The 20,454-nt window shown below is 54.8% G+C and carries 16 protein-coding genes; 5 read left to right on the top strand and 11 right to left on the bottom strand.

Annotated elements, in window-relative coordinates; translation table 11 throughout:
- Window positions 1–52: 52 nt before the first annotated feature.
- The 4 genes from metE to JS530_RS07205 all read right to left on the bottom strand — a co-directional run bounded on the left by metE (window position 53) and on the right by JS530_RS07205 (window position 6,471).
- Window positions 53–2,356 (bottom strand): 5-methyltetrahydropteroyltriglutamate--homocysteine S-methyltransferase, encoded by a 2,304-nt coding sequence (gene metE / locus JS530_RS07220; protein WP_214376514.1) that lies wholly within the window; start codon window positions 2,354–2,356, stop codon window positions 53–55.
- Window positions 2,357–2,471: 115 nt separating this feature from the next.
- A complete protein-coding gene (locus JS530_RS07215) occupies window positions 2,472–3,029 on the bottom strand; it encodes a SixA phosphatase family protein (RefSeq protein ID WP_214376513.1) in 558 nt (185 codons plus the stop codon).
- A 94-nt stretch (window positions 3,030–3,123) separates the two neighbouring features.
- Complete coding sequence (locus JS530_RS07210; protein ID WP_214376512.1) at window positions 3,124–4,203, bottom strand: tRNA (adenine-N1)-methyltransferase; 1,080 nt, start codon at window positions 4,201–4,203, stop codon at window positions 3,124–3,126.
- A 93-nt stretch (window positions 4,204–4,296) separates the two neighbouring features.
- Window positions 4,297–6,471: a DUF2075 domain-containing protein gene (locus tag JS530_RS07205; protein WP_240541129.1), complete on the bottom strand. Its 2,175-nt coding sequence runs from the start codon at window positions 6,469–6,471 to the stop codon at window positions 4,297–4,299.
- Between the two features lie 70 nt (window positions 6,472–6,541).
- On the opposite strand from JS530_RS07205, the gene JS530_RS07200 reads away from it, so the two are divergent.
- Together JS530_RS07200 and JS530_RS07195 are read left to right on the top strand one after the other, a co-directional pair.
- Window positions 6,542–6,907 (top strand): nucleotide pyrophosphohydrolase, encoded by a 366-nt coding sequence (locus tag JS530_RS07200; RefSeq protein ID WP_214376511.1) that lies wholly within the window; start codon window positions 6,542–6,544, stop codon window positions 6,905–6,907.
- Window positions 6,908–7,007: 100 nt separating this feature from the next.
- Window positions 7,008–7,625 (top strand): alpha/beta hydrolase, encoded by a 618-nt coding sequence (locus JS530_RS07195; protein WP_214376510.1) that lies wholly within the window; start codon window positions 7,008–7,010, stop codon window positions 7,623–7,625.
- Window positions 7,626–8,016: 391 nt separating this feature from the next.
- On the opposite strand, the gene tenA is transcribed toward JS530_RS07195, so the two are convergent.
- Complete coding sequence (gene tenA / locus JS530_RS07190) at window positions 8,017–8,754, bottom strand: thiaminase II (RefSeq protein ID WP_214376509.1); 738 nt, start codon at window positions 8,752–8,754, stop codon at window positions 8,017–8,019.
- Between the two features lie 307 nt (window positions 8,755–9,061).
- Between tenA and JS530_RS07185 the strand changes: the two genes are divergently transcribed.
- The 3 genes from JS530_RS07185 to JS530_RS07175 all read left to right on the top strand — a co-directional run bounded on the left by JS530_RS07185 (window position 9,062) and on the right by JS530_RS07175 (window position 13,443).
- Window positions 9,062–9,916: an aldo/keto reductase gene (locus JS530_RS07185; protein WP_214376508.1), complete on the top strand. Its 855-nt coding sequence runs from the start codon at window positions 9,062–9,064 to the stop codon at window positions 9,914–9,916.
- Between the two features lie 163 nt (window positions 9,917–10,079).
- Entirely contained in the window at window positions 10,080–10,931 is an 852-nt protein-coding gene (locus tag JS530_RS07180) for an SDR family NAD(P)-dependent oxidoreductase (protein WP_240541128.1), read from the top strand.
- A gap of 424 nt (window positions 10,932–11,355) precedes the next feature.
- Window positions 11,356–13,443 (top strand): SWIM zinc finger family protein, encoded by a 2,088-nt coding sequence (locus JS530_RS07175; RefSeq protein ID WP_214376506.1) that lies wholly within the window; start codon window positions 11,356–11,358, stop codon window positions 13,441–13,443.
- An 89-nt stretch (window positions 13,444–13,532) separates the two neighbouring features.
- Here JS530_RS07175 and JS530_RS07170 read toward each other — a convergent pair whose 3' ends face one another.
- The 6 genes from JS530_RS07170 to JS530_RS07145 form a co-directional block, all read right to left on the bottom strand.
- Window positions 13,533–14,360, bottom strand: coding sequence for a nitrilase-related carbon-nitrogen hydrolase (locus JS530_RS07170; protein WP_214376505.1), 828 nt, complete (start codon window positions 14,358–14,360; stop codon window positions 13,533–13,535).
- An 11-nt stretch (window positions 14,361–14,371) separates the two neighbouring features.
- Window positions 14,372–15,367, bottom strand: a complete 996-nt coding sequence (locus tag JS530_RS07165) for a hypothetical protein (RefSeq protein WP_214376504.1) — start codon at window positions 15,365–15,367, stop codon at window positions 14,372–14,374.
- 25 nt (window positions 15,368–15,392) lie between these two features.
- Window positions 15,393–16,295: a tellurite resistance TerB family protein gene (locus JS530_RS07160; RefSeq protein WP_214376503.1), complete on the bottom strand. Its 903-nt coding sequence runs from the start codon at window positions 16,293–16,295 to the stop codon at window positions 15,393–15,395.
- 23 nt (window positions 16,296–16,318) lie between these two features.
- Window positions 16,319–17,914: a hypothetical protein gene (locus JS530_RS07155; RefSeq protein ID WP_214376502.1), complete on the bottom strand. Its 1,596-nt coding sequence runs from the start codon at window positions 17,912–17,914 to the stop codon at window positions 16,319–16,321.
- 107 nt (window positions 17,915–18,021) lie between these two features.
- Window positions 18,022–18,864, bottom strand: coding sequence for an HAD family hydrolase (locus JS530_RS07150; RefSeq protein ID WP_214376501.1), 843 nt, complete (start codon window positions 18,862–18,864; stop codon window positions 18,022–18,024).
- Between the two features lie 79 nt (window positions 18,865–18,943).
- Window positions 18,944–20,371: an ATP-binding protein gene (locus JS530_RS07145; RefSeq protein WP_214376500.1), complete on the bottom strand. Its 1,428-nt coding sequence runs from the start codon at window positions 20,369–20,371 to the stop codon at window positions 18,944–18,946.
- Window positions 20,372–20,454 lie beyond the last annotated feature (83 nt).

Here is a 20,454-nt window from a genome sequence, read left to right as displayed (position 1 = left end):
GTTCCTTTTGGCTAAAGTATGGCTCCCTCATTAAGAGGGAGCCTGCGATGTTCTACTTACCGAGCTTGGCGCGAACGGCCTTGGCTGCGGCGACCAGATGCTCGAGGCTCGGCCAGGTTTCGGCGTTGCCACGGGTCTTCAGACCGCAATCCGGGTTGATCCACACCTTGTTGACGTCCATCTTGTCGAGAATCTCGTAGATACGATCCTCGATTTCCTTCTCGGACGGGATACGCGGCGAGTGGATGTCGTAGACGCCCGGGCCGGCTTCGGTTTCGAAGTGGGCGTCGTGGATGGCGTCGAGCACCACCAGATCACCACGGGAGGCTTCGAAGGAGATCACGTCGGCATCCATTGCATCGATGTCGCGGATGATGTCGTTGAACTCCGAGTAGCACATGTGGGTGTGAATCTGGGTGGTGGGCTTCACCGCGGAGTGCACCAGACGGAAGGCCGGCACTGCCCAGTCAAGGTACTTGACGTGCCAATCGGACTTACGAAGCGGCAGCTTCTCGCGCAGAGCGGCCTCATCGATCTGGATGACCTTGATGCCGGCGGCTTCGAGGTCGAGCACTTCGTCGCGGATGGCGAGGGCCAGCTGCTTGGTCTGTTCCTCGTGGGTGATGTCTTCACGCGGCCAAGACCAGTTGAGGATGGTCACCGGGCCGGTGAGCATGCCCTTCATCACATGATTGGTGCGGGACTGGGCGTATGCGGACCACTCCACGGTGATCGGCTTGGCGCGGGAGACGTCGCCCCAAACGATCGGAGGCTTTACGCAGCGGGTGCCGTAGGACTGCACCCAGGCGTTCTTGGTGAACAGGAAGCCGTTGAGGTTCTGGCCGAAGTATTCGACCATGTCGTTGCGTTCGAATTCGCCGTGAACCAGCACGTCGAGGCCGATTTCCTCCTGGTGCTTGATGCAGGCGTCGATCTGGGCCTTGATGAATGCGTCATAGGCTTCCTTGGTGATTTCGCCCTTGCGAAGCTTGGCGCGTTCGGCACGCACTTCCTTGGTCTGCGGGAAGGAGCCGATGGTGGTGGTGGGCAGCAGCGGCAGGCCAAGAGCCTCGCGCTGCAGCTTCTGGCGCTCTTCGCGGGCAGGCTGACGAACGTAGTCGTCGGCGGTCAGACCGTTTACGCGTGCGGCTACGGCCGGGTCGGCGGCCACGCGGGTGCCGTCGAACAGTGCCTGGTTGGCGGCGAGGGCTTCGGATGCCTTCTTTTCGTCTTCGGTGGCGTCGGTGAGCACGGCGACTTCCTTGAGTTCGCCGAGCTTTTCGACGGCGAAGGCGAAGTGCTTCAGGTCTTCGGCCGGAATACCGGTTTCGCCTTCGGTGCTGAACGGCACGTGCAGCAGGGAGGATGCGGTGGAGACGGCCACATTGTCGGTGACCTGCTTCAGCGCGTCCACCAGGCCGAGGGAGGTAGCGTAGTTGTTGCGCCAGATGTTGCGACCATTGACCACGCCGGCGAAGATGGTGGTGTTGGAGGCCACGCCGTACTTGGCCACGGCTTCGAGATTCTCCTCGCGGCCTTCATTGAGATCCAGTCCGATGCCGTCGAAGCCGAGCAGGTTCACGGTTTCGTACACGTCGGCGATGTGGCCGAAGTAGGTGTTGAGCAGCACCTTGACGCCGGCCTTGGCGGCCAGGATCTTGGTGTAGAGGGTCTTGAAGAGCTCCACGTCGCCCGGCTCCTTGTCGAGCACGAGGTACGGCTCGTCGAGCTGCAGCCATTCGGCTCCGAGCTCGTTGAACTTGGTGAGCACTTCGGCGTAGACGGCGGCCACGGCGTTGACGAGGCCCTTGTCGTATTCGAGCTCGGTGGCCTGATCGGTGCGGGCGAGCTTCAGGAAGGTGTACGGGCCGATCAAAACCGGCTTGGTGAGGATGCCGAGTGCCTTGGCTTCGTTGAACTCGTCAAACGGCGTGGTGGAGTTGAGCTTGATCTCCTCGCCGGGTTCGACTTCGGGCACCAGATAGTGGTAATTGGTGGTGAACCACTTCTTCATCGGCAGGGCGGTCACATCGCCCTTCTCACCCTGGTAGCCGCGGGCCATGGCGAAGAGCGTGTCTTCCTGGTTTTCGAAGGCGAGACGCTCGTAGCGCTTTGGAATCACGTTGAGGAGGATGGCGGTGTCCAGCATCTGATCGTAGTAGCTGAAGTCGTTGCTTGGAATCAGATCGATGCCGGCAGCCTGCTGCAACTTCCAGTGCTTGGCGCGCAATTCGGCTGCAGTGGCCTTGACGGCGGCCAGATCGTTGGCGCCCTTCCAGTAACCTTCGATGATCTTCTTCAGTTCACGGTTCTGCCCGATGCGTGGGAAGCCGGAGACGGAAGTCAGAGTGGACATGAATCCTCCAATGTATGCGTTCGTAACCCGACTCAGGCTACCAAAACATCACAGATTCACACTCATAAGAACACTTTGAGTGTCGTTATAGGGCGAACTTATAGCCGTCTGAGAATCAGTCAAAATCCTTGACGTTGATCACGGCAAGCAGCTCTCCACTGTGCACCTGCCATTCGTCAAACGGTTTATCGGAGCCGAAAATCACGATGGAAGCCGGCGAAAGACCCAAGTTCAGCAGATCGAGACGTTCGGCATCGGAGTCGGCGGATGCGATCCACTGTGAGGCGATGGATACGGTGGGTTCATGGCCAACGATCATGAACACGCGCTGCTTGGACTTCACATGGGCGAGCTCGTCGAAAACGGCCTGCACTCCCCCGTCGTAGAGGTTGATGCGGTAATCGACAATCGGCTCGTCGCCAAAGATCTTGAGCATGCGATCCAGTGTTTGCCGAGTGCGGGTCGCCGCCGAGCAGGAGATCTGATCGGGCTTAAGCCCAAGCGCTTCAATACCTTTGCCCACGGTTTTGGCCTGTTTCAGACCTTTTTCGGTGAGCTCGCGTTCCAAATCGTCCTTGCCGCCGAACGGCTCGGCCTTGGCATGCCTCATGATGATGAGAATGTGCTTGTATTTCTTCGCCGCCTTGGCGACCTTGCTCAGCTTGATGCCCACTTCGAGGCTTCCTTTCCTAAAGGGTTGCATCGCTCACAAACAACGCTATATAGGCAATTCATTATAGCCCCATTGTGAGCGTTCACATAACCGTTCAGGCAGTCTCCTCACCAAGTTGGTTCAATTCACCGACCTGACGGTCCAAATCACGCAGCACCTTGCGCAGCTTGTGATCGGAAATGTCTCGCAATTCGAGCTCTTCCAGACGTGCTTCGCGCTGCTCATCGGTCAACTCATCCACATCGGTCACCGTGTCCTTCGAATAGCGTTCGCGCTTCTTCAACGCAACGAAGCCCGGTGCCATGGCGCGCGAAATCACCAGGAAACCGGTGTGACCAATCATCTGGTGATCCGGACGAACCGCCAAACCTTGCGCTTTCCACGTGCGTTCAAGCGTCTCCTGAATCTGCGGCTCGGTCCAGCAGCCGGCTGCACGCAGCGCTTCGGCAAGTCGGCTCATCTGCGTGGTGGTGGTTACGTAGCAGACCAGCACGCCACCGGGGGCAATCACACGATACGCCTGTTCAAGACGGTTCCACGGATCCAGCATGTCAAGCATGATGCGGTCGAACCAGTGCTCGGGAAGACCTGCTGCCACGGAATCAAAATCACCAGTCAATAAATCCCACCAAGCCGGCTTCTCACCGTAATACAGTGTGGCGTTCGCCTCGGCCACGCGGGCGAATTCGGAGCGCAATTCGATGGTGGTCAGGTGGCCAGACTCCCCCACGGCATCCAGCAGGTTCAAGCTCATGGCACCCGAGCCAGCGCCGGATTCCAGCACGCGCAGCCCGGAGCGAATGTCACCGAGCTGAATCACCTGGGCGATATCTTTCGGGTACATGATCTGCGCACCGCGCGGCATGGAAAGCACATAGTCGGCAAGTCGCGGACGCATGGCCGCATACTCCCAGCCGCCGATGGCTCGCGAGGACTTCCACGGCTTGTTCTTGTCCTTCTCCGGATAAACCTGGTTGACCTGCGCTTCGCGCTTGGCATGCACGGTGGTGATCACAGTGCCTTCCACCGCGCCGATCACATCATCGTGCAGGATCAACCCATGTTCGGTTTGCGTGGAGCCGCCCGGCACCAGCTGGTCGGTGATCTTCTTGCCCTTGCGATCGGTGAACTGCACCTTCTCGCCCGCAATAAACGCTCCACGCCTGGGATTCATGGATTCTCCTTGTAATACTCAATGATTCGCTTTCAAATCTCATAGAAGACGATTCAGTCTAATGTTGCCATGAGAGATTCTCTCAACCTTGTTCTAGCGCGCCGACGTATAGCATTCTTTCAAACGCTGTTGCAGCTCCTCATCTACCGCAAACAGATAGAGACCATGAACTCCGCGCTTCAACAGAACATTCAATTCATGCCTAATGTTCTGCATGGAATAGTGTTCTTTCTGCTTGGAATAGTCTTCCTCCAAATCCTTGCGTTTGTTCGTCGCCAAATAATTATGGCTTTCTTGGGGATTGAAGACGGTTTTCCCATTCCGATATTGCACCGAAGGGCCAATAATCACACCGGCGAAATTCAAATCGAAACCCTGAATGGTGAATGTGGAACCAATTTCGTTAATGGTGTAGTCCTTCTCGGCCCAAGATAAATTCTTATCGATGCCTTTCGGACTAGGATCAGTAAGTTGATAATTCCACGGTTTGCAGAAACGATGCGGGTTGGTGTCCCCTGGAATATAGCCTTCCTTATCGTTATCAGCAAGTCCCATATGCCAATGGCCTGAATCATCGCAATGCATTGCCACGTTCCAGAACCCATTTGGATCGCCGTCATTAGAGGAAGTGGAGTATCTCCAATCGTATGTGGCGAGTACCCGAGATAAGCCAACACCGTTCCATCCGCCGGCAGACTCCCGTGTTTTCTCCACTATTGCATTGAAGAGCTCAATGGGCGAATCGAACACCTTGATTTCATATGGCTGACGGCATAGTTCCCCATTAGAACTATGCGGAACCCGATCTCGGGGAATAGGGCCAAGGTCCTGCCCGCCTGCAACGAAATGGTCTATCCACTGAACGACTTCATCGCTGGCATCAATGCGGAATTGTTGTGCAAGCCGAATATGAGATACATCAATAGAGATAGTGGAAAGGCCATCCTCTTCTCCCAGACTGACAGTATCAGGCTTACTGATTTTTCCAATATCATCGTTACTGGCCTTGTCATTGCTTGCCTTGGTATCGAGGAGCAATCGTTGAAGAACAGCCCTATGCCACTGCTGACGAGACTGAAGGATCTGGTCCGGATCGAATACCGCAATGACAATGCGCGCACGTTTCAAGATATCGTAAAGCTGATTCTTTCCTGAATAGCCTTGAGTTCCCTGTGTAGTCAGAAGATGCGCCTCATCGATGAGCACAATATCGGCTTTGCCCTTGGGCTTATCAGGGAGCCCTCTGCCATGACCGTTTGTTTCGCTGAACCGATTGATGAATTGGCTGGGCAGCATCACCACTTCGTTGGGTTTCTTCTGCAATCCAAGTTTGAGAGCAATCTGATTATAAACATGAACTTGTTCTTTGTGATTCACCAGAATGTACGCGGAAAGATCATCAGTATACGTGTGGCTGAGAGCCTGTTGTTCTTCATCTTCGGAATATGTATTGCCTTGAATGCCTATTTCCGTAGCAATGCGGTAGAACAAATGACTTAAGAGCACAGTTTTTCCCGTGCCGGCAGCACCTTGAACAAAGATCAATTGAGGATTACTCACTACATGGGTATTGCCCTTGCCCAATTCAAGAATCAAATTAAGTCGCTCAAGAATGGCCTCTTCCGCGTCCATCTGCTGCTCGCTCAGCTTATGGAATGGCGATGCTTTGAACAACGCCGAGTCGCGGATGATTTCCTCGGCCGGAAACAGCTCTGGATCAGAGCGATGCAAACGCAACCATATCTTGGAGAAGATTTCATCAAAATGATTGGAAGTATAATACGCCCCTTGCGCATTTGTACGTCGATTATTGAGCTTCTTGACAGACTCGGTGCTGGACATGTAATGCATGAGGCGATTCTCGACATCCAGTGTCAAGGATTTATTGAACATTGGATGAGAAATCACATACTGTTGAACGGCATCAGCATTTTTGCTGACACTTTCGAATACAAACCGCCAATCATCCCGTTTCCGAGCATCGGCGCTAAGATGTTCTTTCGTCCGTTGCCGTATATTATTTGTCTCGCCAACGTATGCCGTGTACTCATTCTTGGCGGAATACCGGTTTCTGGTCTCAGAGCAAACGATATATACCGTCGGATATGCCAATAGATAGAGCATGGTGTTCTCCAGCTCAGAGTCCTTGACCAGTTTGCGAGCGCTTATACCTCCCTTGGTTTCATTCAATGCCTTTTCAAAATCCGCTTTCCCATATCTTCCGTACGGCAACTTGACGATGATAGGTTTCATACGCTCGATGGACATGGTTTTATTATGCCCCCTATATCTGTAGAAAATGCATCCAAACAGGTCAACGTCTTCTAGAATGACAATCATGATTAGCGACAGCACTATCCAGGCAATACGCGAATTCACTGACGAAAGAGATTGGGGACAATTCCATACGCCGGTTAATCTCGCAAAATCTATCTGCATAGAGGCAGCGGAACTGCTCGAATGCTATCAATGGACACCAGAGGCACCCGCCGCAGAATCAGAACATGCTCAAGAAGAGTTAGCGGATGTGCTGATGTATTGCATCATGATGGCCGATGCACTCGAAATTGATATGGACGACATCATCATGCACAAATTGTCAAAGACCAAGCAGAAGTATCCAGCGACGGCTGTTCGAGATAATTTCGAAGAGTACGAGGCCAGACATCTCGCGGCACGTAGATTACACAGAAATGCAGAATAAATAGTTTCGGCTACACTTGCGCGCCTTAATCGACAAACGAAGATCGTTGAGAAACGCTCACGAGCAAGTTTTATACACTCATTGGCTAGAGGTGATAGACATGCGGCTACAAATGGTCAGTGATTTCGATACGGACGGCACAGGTCCGCTGTTCCTCATGTTCCACGGATACGGCAACGACGAGAGCGAAATGGTCCGCATCATCGACGCGGTGTATGCAGGCACCGGTGAGAAGCCTGATTATCTGTCGTTCCGCGGCACCTATGCGCGCCCCTATATGGGCGGACACTATTGGTATCCGGACGGATGCGGCGTTGACGAGCGGCAACGCGAATGCGCGGCGGTCGGTGAAGCGTTGACGCAATTGCTTAACGCACCGACATTCGAGCATCGACGCAAGGTTCTTATCGGATTCTCACAAGGCGGCTATCTCTCGTACCGGCTCGCCAAGGCACACCCGTACCTATTCGATGCGGCGATACTGCTCAGCCCATCATTCCAAGGCGAGATAGGAGCACAGCTCCCGGATTCCCATACCCGCTTCTTCCTTGCATACGGCTCGTTGGACAGCACCATTCCGTTCCAGGATCAGATCAACGCCCGTACAGTACTGGAATCCGGCAGAGATTTCGTACACCATAAATACCCGGGCATGGGCCACGCCATCTGCGATGAGGAAATCGCGGACATTCGCGCCTTCCTAACCGCTCACAAGTAATAAATACATTGCGCGAACCATAACGTTTATCTGCGGCAGCCCCATCGATGCACTGCAAACAGCAATCAGCAGCCTGGTGACCGTGCTATCTCGTTTACAAGGGGTTGATTTGCACCTCACCGGAGGTCTATCTGCGTTACAAGGGGTTCCTCGCCAAGTATATAAACCGCAAAAATGGCGGAATGGCGTTGGCATGATGCCTATTCTACTTGCGGTTTAACCGTGGAAGAACCCCTTGTAAAGCAGATAGATGTTCCAGACTAGGGGAATCAACCCCCTGTAAGCGAGATACACGCCAAGACTGCGGTGAGGTCGGTATCAGGCACCCATCAGAGACACTTAAACACCGACCTCACCCCGTGTGGAAGATACGTTTACGCTTCAAGCGCGCCTAGCGCACGTCCCATTCAGGCTTCCACGTGTACTGCATGTCGTACGCGGAGGCCCAGAACATGTATTCATGTTCCACACCGGCCACGAAGATGTCCTCAAGCTCCTGCTTGCGTTCCTCGCTCAGGCCTTCGACCAGCTCTTCGATATGCGCGAGCAGCCATGCGGAGGAGCTCCAGAACTCCTCGGTCTTATACATGTCGACCCAGCTCTTGTACGGGTTCCCCTCAAGCGAATCAGCAAACTCGGCGGCCAGACGCTGACCATAATCGGCGTACACCCATGCGCATGGCAGTACGGCCACCAGCACGTCCACCAGCGAACCGCCGTACGCAATGGAGAGAATGTTCGACGTGTAGGCGCGGGCGAACGCGGACTGACGCACGTTGTTCATCTCTTCCGCGCTGATGCCGAAACTGGCCATGTATTCGCGATGCATGGAGGATTCCACGTTGAAGATCGCGTTCTGCACGTTGGCCATGAACTGCATGATCTCCGGATCCTGCGTCTTGGTGAGAGCGAGCGCGTGCACCTTGGCGTAATCCTTCAGGTAGCGGTAGTCCTGCAGCAGGTAGAACGCGAATTTCTCGCGTGCCAGCGTACCGTTGCCGAGCTCGCGAAGGAACGGCTGCTTGTAGCCTTCCTCCCATACCAAGTCGGCGGCTTTGCGCAGACGCTGGGCGAATGGCGGCAGATGATTGAGCGTGATCGGGCCGAATTGGACGGCGTCGAAAGTCATGGATTGCTCCCTTCGATGGTGTTGGCCAACAGGTTCCAAGGGTCAGGCGTTCGCCTTTCTCAACCCGGCGCTTCGCTGTGCGTTGTGTTTTCTACGCTGCGCAAGCATGCCGAGTTCCCCTGCAACGGCCTTATTATACGGTGTCAACGCCATTTGCAACAGCCCGTACACAGCCCGCGTAATGCAATGATGCGCGAATCCGGCTCACTATAGTAAGCATTGTGAGATGAGCACTGGTGTTGACTGCGATTCTTGGAATGCAGCAGTCACAACGCAACAGTGCGGAGACAACAACAAAGGAGTGGGTATGGCACTAATGGAACCGCCGGCGATTCCGGTTCGCAAGGCGCATGATGGTTTGGAGCTGCCGGCCATCGGTTTCGGCACGTACAAGGTCAACGGTTTCGCGGGTGCTGAAGCCATCAAGTCCGCGCTTCAAGTCGGCTATCGCCTGATTGATTCCGCGTTCAACTATGAGAACGAGGGCATCGTCGGCAAGGCGATTCGCGAATCCGAGGTGCCGCGCGAGGATATCATCGTGGCGTCCAAGCTGCCGGGCCGCCATCATCAGTATGATCAGGCTCGCGTGACCATTGAGGAATCCGTGGCACGCATGGGTTTGGATTACATCGACCTGTATCTGATTCACTGGCCGAACCCATCCCAGGGTCAGTTCGTGGAAGCATGGCAGGCATTGGTCGATGCGCAACAGCAAGGTATTGTGAAGCATATCGGCGTGAGCAATTTCCTGCCCGGTCATATCAATCTGCTGATTCGCGCCACTGGTGTGACTCCGGCCGTGAATCAGGTGGAATTGCATCCGTTCTTCCAGCAGAACGAGCAGCGTGCCTACGATGACGCGCACGGCATCATCACCGAAGCATGGAGCCCGCTCGGCCGCGCCAATCAGATGTTGAAGGATCCGACCATCGTGCGCATCGCCGAAAAGCATGGCGTCTCCCCTGTGGCCGCAATCCTGCGTTGGCATCTGCAGTTGGGCGATGTGGCGATTCCAAAGTCGATGCATGCCGACCGCCAGCGTGCGAACCTCGACCTGACCGGCTTCGCGCTGGACGAGCAGGATATGCAGGACATCGCCGCCATGGATAATCCGGAAGGCTACACGTTCGGCCAGAATCCGCATTGGCATGAGGAAGACTGATTATTTTCGGTGATTGCGAGCAGCCTCATGAATCCGCAATCACGCGAATGTTAACTTCCTGAACTTTTTAGGCGAGCCTATCGCAGACAACCCGATTGTCCGTGATAGGCTCGCCTTGTTGATGGCAACAAGGACGCCGCCACCGAACCGAATGGAGAATAACATGACCGACGCTTCAGTATTCGATCAGTACCCACTCGATCAATGGAAAGAACCATCCCACCGCATCATGGACCGCTTCTCGCTCGCAGGCAGGAAAGGTTTCGTGACCGGTGGTGCCGGTGGGCTCGGCCGCAATGTGGCCGCCGCCTGGGCGGAAGCCGGTGCCGATGTGGCAATCGTCGACCTGCCGCGTACCAAGGAAACACTGGAACCGCTCGCTCAGGAACTGTCTGAACGTTACGGCGTGAAGGTAGTGCCGTTGTACTGCGATGTTTCCGATAAAGCGCAGGTCGACGCGTTGAAGACTTCGCTGGTTGACGAGCTTGGAACCGTGGATGTGGCGTTCATCAATGCCGGCGTGAACGTGCCCGGCGACGATGCCGACGAACCGTACGAGGTCTGGCGGAAAACCATCGACATCAACCTGACCGGCGCCTACCTGACCGCACAGATCGCCCAGCACATCATGCGCGAACACAATCACGGCGGCTCTTTGGTGTTCACATCGTCGCTGTCCGCGCATAACGCGAACTTCATCGCCGGTGGACCTTCCCCGGTAGCCGCGTACGGTGCTTCCAAGGCCGGCATCTATGAATATGCGCGCTACTTGGCGGCCGCACTGGCCCCGTATGGCATTCGCTCGAACGCCATCTCCCCCGGCTACGTGTGGTCCGGTATTTTCGAAGGCCGCATTGTTCCCGAAGCGCACGATATGATGACCGCTCCTGTGCCGATGCGTCGCTTCGGCACGAATGAGGAAATCGCCACCGCGGTGCTGTTCCTTGCCAGCGACGCGTCCTCGTATGTCACCGGCACCAACCTGCAGGTGGACGGCGGCTACTCCGTGTACTAATCGGTCAACAGTTCAGTTTCCCTGCCTGCTGATGCCGCCCACCGCCAACACTAGCTCCCCTTGTCGGCGGAGCTGTCGGCGCAAGCCGACTGAGGGGTAGTCTCTACCGCACACTCAGTTCAGCTTCCCTGCCTGCTGATGCCGCCTTTGTGACCGGTAGCTTTGAACGGCTGTGCGTGACGCATCGACGTGTTCGATGTGCCGCGCGCAGCCGTTTTGTTTGCATGTGCATTGCCGCCATTCATCTGATTGCCGTCACTTTTCGCGCGCCCCGGAACACTCATGTTCTTGGCCTGCAGCGCCCTCACCCATCGTTCATCCATACCGTTATTATGCACGCCGCCCAACCATCATGTTGCATCATCAGCCTGCAGCCGCTTTGCCATGCGTTTTTCGACAGCCCCCACCCACTACAATCGAAACTATGAGCGCTCCAGAAAAGCCAATGTTGGCCACGTTTGAAACCATGTTCGAGAACACTCCGCTGATTCTCGAACGCGCATCCGACTATTGGGAATCCGGGCGCGTGGGCGATATTCAGGAGATAGCGCCGCATCTGTTCCATACGCAGATTTCCGGCAGCAGCGATGACGCTTACGACGTGGATATCCGCTTGAATCACACCGATGCCAAAGACACAAGCAATCCCATTCGCATCCAATCCGCCGCATGCACCTGCCCATATGAGCGGACGCCGTATTGCAAGCATATCGGGGCGATGCTCTACGAACTGCGCCAACGACTTATGCCAAGCAGCACGACCCAACGCCGCGACAATGGAAACCATGATTCCTCCAGCGAATCGTCTTCAATCACGCTGCCGCACACCGTACTCCACCGCATCCAAGAGGAACTCGCCGCACGCCCTGAGCAATTAGACGGCACATTGTTGTTCCTGTGGTCGCCGCATCTGCAAACGGTCGCACGTACCTTCACTTCTGACACAGATGATGAGCAGCCGCTGATCTCGCCTGTCGAAGTGCAGCATCTCTTCCTTGATTCCATCGATCAGTATTACGGGCGACTCCCACATCATCAGGAACCAGCAGTCAACGATTCAGGCAATGCCGCCGACTGTCGCGAGCTCATCGAAACAGTCCAAGCGGTTGCCATGAATGCGTTCCAATCCACCGATTATGAGCACGCCTGCATCAATCTTCGCTTATGCGTCCACGCGGTGTGCACCTACCTGCACACCATTGAAGCCGATCTCGCGCCCTTGTTCGCGCTTCTGGATGGTCTGGTCATGCGAATCCGCTGCTATATGGAAAACGTCGCGGCATTCGCGGATCCAGCCACCGCCGGCAAAGCATTGACCTGTATTGTTGAAGCCGCACATGATGTAGACCTGCGGCATGGCGATCCGCTCAATAGCATGCTGCTCGTCTCCTCCGCACTGTCCTTTGCCCGCTATGACGGCACACGTCTCTGGGCATACGACGTCGTCGAACATGAGATGAGCCGCAATCTCGAGGAAGGCGACGAAACTTCTTCAGCCGATTCAGCCAGCCGTCAGACCGATGCTCATACCGACGGCGATATCGCGAATGCCGCTGCCAATGACGCACTCGATGATGCCGAACTACATGATGAAATCATTCGCACGTTCACGCAGATAATCGCCTATGACCTCTACACATTGTCCCATGATGACGATGGACGCAACCGGTTGCTCAACGACAATCCCGACTCATCAACGCTGATGATCATGCGCGCCGTAAGTCTGATCCAAGACGGGCATTTCCAAGCGGCGTTGATGACCGCACAACGTTTTCTCGATATGAGCAGCAACGAACAGGAGGCGGATTTAGAAGCCAACCACAATGGAGTGCTCCACGGCCTACTGCCGCACGGCTGGCATACGCTGATGGAAGCCTGCGCCGAAGGGCTCAACGATGTGACCATGCTCGCCAGCATCTACCGGTATTACATCGTATCCTGCAACGATCAGTCAGACGCTCGTTATGTCAGTGTATTGAGGAATCTACTGCGCATGTATGGCGGGTTGAGCCTTGAGGAATGGGGTCAAGTCGCGCGCAACCTCGCCAGGGATTGCGCACGGAACATCCTTGACCGTATCAAATACCAACCGGAAATGACTACGTTCGGCGGCACGCAACGTCACAGTAGCTGGCGTAATCCTGCTTATGAAAAGCTCATCATTGATGAGCGGCTTTCCGATGCGGCTCTCACCTACTGCAGCACCATCACCTATCCTCCGCTGCCGTTGCTGCGCACCATTGCCATCGACCATCCGGATTCAGCGAAAACGATTATCCTCAATGCCATGCCTCGCGGCACCATGGGTCCTGCTGTATTCAAGTATTCGGCAGCTTCGCCTTCCGGTGACGCCTTGCCTGCACGACGCAGCACCTATCAGCAGATAGCCAAGCAGCTGCGGCGATACTCATCGGTATTCGGCCCCGAGGAGACGCGCACGCTGGCTCACGATATCGTGAGCCGTTACCCGAATCGTACCGCACTGCGCGAGGAGCTTGCGTTTGCCTTATGATCCGTGGAGTTGACGAATAGATCATACGGCCAGTACCTAGAACCAGTACCTAGAACCAGTACCTAGAATCAGTACCTAGAACGTAACCGTCACTGCAACTGAGGATCCGCGAAACGACGATTGTGCAGCACGGGCAGCGTTCGCCGCACTGACTCGAGAGCGTTGCGGTCAAGGTTGGCGGCAATCAGCTCCGCGGTACTGTCGTCAGCTTCGGCGAGTACTTCGCCAAGTGGGCTGATGATGCGACTGCAGCCAATGTTGCGGCTGCTTACCTCGCTGCAAGCCAGCACATAGCAGGTGTTTTCCACCGCCCGTGCGGCAGTCATCAGCTTCCAGTGATATTCCTTGAGCGGGCCTCGCCCCCATGCGGCCGCGACCACGATTGCATCCGCTCCTCGAACGGCTAGGGAACGCGCGATTTCAGGGAAGCGCACGTCATAGCAGGTCATGACACCGACGCGCCACCCATCGATATCGATGATGGGCGGCAATGTCTCACCAGGTTTGACCACTGCGGATTCCTTAGCCGAGAACGCATCATACAAGTGCAGTTTCCGGTATGCTGCCACGATTTCACCGTCACGAATCGTCAGGAACACATTGGATACGCGGGCGTCTGCCGAGCCTTCGGCTGGAGCGATATGAACCGTGCCCATCAACGCGATGTTGTGTTTGGTGCTGATGGTTATGAGTCCAGAAACGAACGACCCATCCATGGGCTGTGCGTGCGCTGCAGCGAACGCATCATCATCGCCATCGCGTGCGATCAGTCCTTCGGGAAGCACCAGCAATCGTGCGCCTTGGGCGGCTGCCTCACCAGCGAATCCGTCAATGATTTCGAGATTACGTTCCGGCTTCCGCGCCACAGTGAACTGTGCCACGGCTACGGGCAACCTGGTGCATCCATCGTTCCTCATACGTCCGCCAGTCACTCGCCGAGTTCCTGTTGCACAAGAGCTGCGGACTGCGCGGTGAGCGCCCCGTTCTCAGACAATAACGGTGTATCCAACACCGCTTTTATAGAGGCAGCTGTGGCAGCTGCCGCCGCTACACTATGTTTGCTATCAAGCGTAAATTGCGAATAATCAACGCCCTCGGTATCGATGATGTGTTCCAATTCGTAAATCAGAGGCAGGAATTTCGCATCCAGCCAAGCCAAGAGCGCATAGAACATGGAGCTGCGCCGACGGATGGCAACGCACTGATCGCTTCCGGCCATCATTTCTTCGCAGTATTGGTCGGTTTTGGCCGACTGGGTTTTCGCCTCTTCGAGGTTCTTACCGCCTTTGGCGCCGACGATGGCCCCCATCACCAGCAGTGCCGGCCCTGCCACCAATCCTCCCAGAACGGCAGCTCCTCCGGCCATGCCCATTCCGCCGGCGGCCAAAGAACCGCCACCGAAGAACGCCAGCGTGGCATTGGAGGCTGCGGCACCGCTCAATGCGCTAATGGCGGTTCCAGTGGATGCCGTGGCGAACGTTGTGGCCGCACTATAGGCGCCAAATGCGGTAAGTGCCCCGCTCGCAACCCCCGTGATACCGCCTTGCATAAGAGAAGACGCCATATTGCCCATGGATTCAAGCTCTTCAAAGGCGGCTTTATCGATACGAAGCTTCTCCAGTTCATCCAGGCCTTCCGACGGGGTGAAATCCACGTTCTTCAGTTGGCCGAACGCGTTGAGGAAACGCCTCATATTCCCATCCAGCACAATGATCTTCTCTTTACCGAGCGCATTGAGCGATTGCGAACACTGCTTGCGAAGCTGTTCGAGACGGTTGGCAGCCCATTGGATGCGATTATTGGAGTTGACATTCAGACGGTCGGCTTTGAACTGATCCAGACCACCCTTGGCACCCATTCCGACTCCGGCGATACCGCCGACAGCGGCAAGACCCATGAATAATGGTGCGATGAAAACCGGCATGTTTTTCTCTCCTTCTTTGCGTGCTTTACCGCTTGCCGCCGAATAACCCGCCAACGAAACCTTTCACCGCGTTGGCTGCATTCCCGACCTGTTTTTGTGCTTCCTTCGCTGCTTGATCAGCTTGTTTACGCACTTCATCTCCTACCGGATTCAGCGCATCGCCAACCGTTTTCACAGCGGAGTTAACAGCATCACTAGCCTGTGCCACTCCAGGAACATTGGCGACGGCATGCTTCACCGTATCGGCGGCTTCCTGCACACCCTGTTGCACCTGTCCAACTACTGGAGACACTGCCTTATCGACATTCTCCTTGGCGATATCGAATACATCCTTTTGCACGGTCATGGCCTCAGGCGCTTGAGGAACCATTTCATCCGCCACCAGCTGAGTCGCCGCCAGTTGGATTGCCTCTTCCCGTTCGCGAAGAGTCTCTACCACAGGCTGCACTTCAGCATACGGGCGATTCGATGACGTGATCCATGCCAGTTCCTCCCGTACCGACTGAGCGGCTCTCATCAGGTGTTCCATCTCAGGATAGATGGAACGTTCCTTGATAACCGTTCTCGCAATATGTCGGATCAGTTTTCGCTCAGCCTGATCGAAGTCTCCATCCGCATACGCCACTGCAAGCATGTTCCACAACAGCAGGCGGGATGCCACGCCATCTACGGAATCAGCATGTTTCGACAGAGCCTTATCGACCCCTTCAACGATCACGTCATATCGGTCATCGTCCTTACCGGCATACTGTGATAAGTAATCATCACAGGAATGCACCAATCGGTCGGCGTATTCATGGAAATGATCGTTGTCTAATTCCTTGCCGATGCCGTTGAACCGTTCCATTTCTTCGGCTTTCACGGCACCATCCACGGCCATCAGATAATAGAATGCTTGCAAAGCAGCCTTACGCTGAATGTAGGTCATTGCATCCCTGCCTTTCTATAGAGCTACAGAACGAAGTTGCCATCGGAGTTCATCAGGTCATCGAACTCCTGCTGGGTATGGAATCGCGGTTGATATCCCAAAGCCTCCTGCACCACCGTATTACCGGCCAGATACCCGTTGATATCGTTCGCGATTATCGCCGCATCCATGGCATCAAAGCCTGCATTGAAGGTTTCCATCTGATCGGCCAGATACGTATCGACCGCAGTATTGAAGTCTTTACGATACTGGCGGATAAGTTCAACGGCTTCGGCACACTCCTGCTCCACACGAATACGTTCCTCTTTCGCCATATCATATTCGCGCAATGCCGTTGCAAGCTCTTCATATACGGCGATGGCAGCGGTATAGCCAAGCGTACTGCCCAGCATGCCAGCGGCAATCGCTGCGGCTCCAGTGATTCCAGCGGCGCTGACAGCGGACGTTGCTACGGCTGTACCCATTACCGCACCTATTTCTCCAAGCCCCTGCTGCCCCATGTGTTCGATGCATTGCGCTGCCGTCAACTCGCCACGGCAATACCCGGCAATAGCTTTCGACACATCAACGGTGGTGGAGACCAGCGTCGCCGCAACATTGGTCTTGGATAGACTTCGTATGTATCCGTTCGACGCATTCTGCATCGCGCCTTTGATGGCGGTGCCTGAAAATGCCGTGACATAGCTGAATGCCGCGGCTGTCGCGGTATCCGCTCCCACGCGTTTCGCTGCCTCTTGCGGCTCAATAGTGCCATTGATGCATCCGACCAGATTACGAACCAGCGAGGTTCCGCCACCAATCAACGCACCGGTTTTCGCTTGTGCCATACCGGAACGATGCGCCAATTTGGCCACGTCCTTCGCCACCGTGAACTTCGGGTGCATAACCGCCTGCTCGGCTTCGTGTTTGGTGAGTCCGCTTTTGCGCAGGCTCTTCTTAATGGTTTGGAGCTTATCAATCTCTTGCTGAACGCGTTCAGAGGATGCTTCCGTGAGCTGTCCCGAATCCAGTTTGCGTTGCATGCTGTGAATCTGGGCGTCAATGCCATCGGGTCCAGAGCCCATCAGCACGTCGTAGTAATCATCTGGAATATCCATGATGACACCGCTGTCGCGATACTTTGCGTACTCTTTGCTTTTCAAAGCCTTCAGTAGAGCTTTGGGATCGCTACCCACGAATTTCATCTGGGACTCGGAACCAGCCAGAATGTTCCCGGAAGCATCGATCTCAACGATGTCGACAATCGGATCGTTGGCCTTGCCCTTCACTGCGTCGTAGCGCTTGAAACGTTCCGATTCGCCATTGATAATGCGGTCGGCATTCCTCCGGGCGGATGACTCGACTTCCGCGCTAAAACCAGCTAGCTGCTTCACTCCTTGCCTGTCCGCCAAATCAGCGTTGGCTTTCAGACTATTATGCGGCACCGGTTTGCCGTCAGCGGCACCTGCTTCATAATCCTTGCCAGCGTATGCCACAAGATGCTCTTTGGCAGCGGCACCAAAGCGTTGCACCGTCTCCGCAGCGGCTCCTTCCAAAGCCTTCTGCATAATGCGGCGTTCCTTCTCATGCTTCGATTCATGATTCGTGTGCGTGACGTCGTTGTCAGCCTTTGCGACCATTGTATGCTCCTTCCACGCCGCAAGACCTTACGGTAGAGTTGCCGTCTACGTAATCCCTTGCTATAGATGGTATGCCAGATTTTTCATCGCGGTAAAAATTTTCCCTGTCACACCAGTCCGAGGGCGCGGAAGGCGTTGGCGAGACCGTTGTCATGGATATCGGTGGTTTGCAGATTGCAGAACTGTTCGATGCCGTGAATCGCGTTGCCCATTGCCACGGACGTGCCTGCGGCCTTCAGCATGGCGGTGTCGTTGTCCGAATCACCGATGGCAATCGTGTCGGCAATGGTGTAGCCAAGCGCGTCGGCCACATTGCGCACGGCAGTACCCTTATCGATACCGTTGATCAGCAGCTCGCCATTGTTCGGAGAGATCTTGTCGTATGAGCCGTGCACAGTTTCGAACCAGGGCGACAGATCACGCTTGGTCTGCTCAAACGTCACATCCGGGTTCGGGCCGGTGAAGTACGAGCCTTTGCTGACTTTGATGGTCTCGCCCAGCGTGGAGCCGAACGGCACTTCCACCTCGTCGATACGATGCCAGAACTTCGCAAACTCACCGCGGTTGAATGCTTTGCCTTTGGACTCCAAATGGCGGCGGTATCCTTCGGAAATATACATGCCATCCGCCCCCTGCCATTGGTAGCTTTCAATGTGGTGCAGCTTGAAGTATTCCATCGCCGCATCCACTGCCGCGGCCGGTACCAAGTGCTGGAACAGGATGGTATCGCCAACGTTCGCTTGCGCACCGGCTACGGACACCACGCCGTCAAATCCCAGGTCCAGAATGCTGCGTTCGATTTTCGGCATAGAGCGACCGGTGCAGATGAACAGCTTGTGTCCGTTGCGCTGCGCCTCATGGCATGCTGCCTGCGCGGATTCGGGCACTACATGGTTCTCGTCCGCCAGCGTGCCGTCGATATCAATGAAAACAAGTTTGCTTGTGGTCATATGTCTTTCCCCTCACCTCATATCCTAACCGACTGCATTCACACCGATGAATATAGCAGTCGATGATTCCCATTCGCCGTCACATATCAGCGAAATCGATAAGGGTCACCTCATCGTCCAACTTCGCGCGCGCGATGACATGGTCATCAAATCCTGTTTTAGAGAACAGCATGAAATGGCAATGCTCAGCATGCAAGAGGTTAGATCGGTAGCGTAAGGTTTCGAGCTGACGCAGGCTTGATGGAACGCTTCTCCACTTGCATTCGCAAAACAACATTGACTTCGGTTCATCGCCTGTGGCCACAATGTCTATTTCTTCCTGACTGTGGGTCTTCGGGTCAGCGCCCCACCAACGTCCAGCATCAAGCAGCAAGAACGGCAACTTGCCGGAGGCATTATTCGCCCACAACCATTGAATGCACATGTCTTCGAATACCATTCCCATGAAATCATTCATCGACTGCATGATGCGCTCGACGGCAATATCACCGTTGCCGGATCGTATAAGCGGCATATTCGCGGGTACGAAGCGATACCAGAATCGGAAGAAGGAGTCCTCTATACGGTAAATCGTCTTGCGCGGCGAATCTTCTCCAAATGGCGTTTCCTTATGTACAATCCCAAGATCAATGAGATTGCGTAAATATGTGGAGCAAGACGACGTTTCCATGTGGCATGATGTTGCAATGGTATTCAACCGCGACGCGCCGGATGCAATGGCTTGGATTATGGAGTTGTACTCGGCGGGAGATCGGAGTTCCTGTTTCAGCAGGTTGCCAGGTTCCTCAAACAGATAGCAATCGGGATCAATGATGTTCCAGCGGACGTTATCGCGAACGCTCATGGTGTCATCAATTTGACGAAGATACTGCGGTATGCCATCAGTCAATCCATAGGCGATTGCCGCATCTTCGGGCGTATATCGAGGCAGGAACTTTCGCACATCGGTATAACCGAATGGCTCCACCTTGATCTGCGCGGTTCGACGACCATAGAGCGGGCTCGTATAGCCAAGTACCTGACGTTCCATAAACGACATCGATGAGCCGCACAGGATAATCATGAGCTTGCTATCATCCTTATGCCTGTCGATGGCATGCTGCAGCACAGAGCTAATGGATCGGTCGGCTTTTGCAAGATAAGGGTATTCGTCGATGACAAATACTAAACGTCTGCTTCGCGCAAGCTGGAAAATCGACTCCAACGCTGACTCGAAATCTTGATACACGGGTGCAGAAGCCACCGTATCGCCGAAATCATCTGTCACAGTCCCAGCGTTATCAACCATGCTGCGATACATGGCAATACTGTTGCTCAGCGTTTTTAGATTGCCATCCATATTGGATTCTATAGCCGGGAAGAAGATTGCCGGCCTCCCCTTCAAGAAGTGATTGATAAGCGTGGTTTTGCCTACCCGTCGCCTTCCATACACAATCACACATTCGAATTGCGAAGAGTTCCAACGCCGTTCCAGAGTTGCGAGTTCTCTATCCCTGCCCACGAACATAAGGACCTACTTCCGATTTATAGAATCGTAACTTACTAAAATACGATTCTATACCGCAGAAGATAACTGAGCAAACATAGTCC

It is taken from the genome of Bifidobacterium colobi, assembly GCF_018555455.1.
Taxonomy (GTDB): Bacteria; Actinomycetota; Actinomycetes; order Actinomycetales; family Bifidobacteriaceae; genus Bifidobacterium; species Bifidobacterium colobi.
Note: the sequence above shows the minus strand (reverse complement) of the source record. Positions and strands in the feature narration are given on the sequence as shown.